At 69.2% G+C, this 425-nt stretch carries 1 protein-coding gene; it reads left to right on the top strand.

All coding sequences use genetic code 11. The features are described from left to right. On the top strand, window positions 1-425 hold a 425-nt coding region (locus G3I71_RS48340), incomplete at both ends, for a TCP-1/cpn60 chaperonin family protein (RefSeq protein ID WP_275409462.1).

Here is a 425-nt window from a genome sequence, read left to right as displayed (position 1 = left end):
AACGACGGCGTCTCCATCGCCAAGGAGATCGACCTCGAGGACCCGTACGAGAAGATCGGTGCGGAGCTCGTCAAGGAGGTCGCCAAGAAGACTGACGACGTCGCGGGCGACGGCACCACCACCGCCACCGTCCTGGCCCAGGCGCTCGTGCGCGAGGGTCTGCGCAACGTCGCGGCCGGCGCCAACCCGATCGCCCTGAAGAAGGGCATCGAGAAGGCCGTCGAGGCGGTCACCGCCCAGCTGCTCGACCAGGCGAAGGAGGTCGAGACCAAGGAGGAGATCGCCGCCACGGCCGCGATCTCGGCCGGCGACCCGGCGATCGGCGAGCTCATCGCCGAGGCGCTCGACAAGGTCGGCAAGGAGGGCGTCATCACGGTCGAGGAGTCCAACGCCCTCGGCCTGGAGCTGGAGTTCACGGAGGGCAC

The organism is Streptomyces sp. SID12501, from assembly GCF_010550245.1.
GTDB lineage: Bacteria > Actinomycetota > Actinomycetes > Streptomycetales > Streptomycetaceae > Streptomyces.
This window is presented reverse-complemented; position numbering and strand designations above follow the sequence as displayed.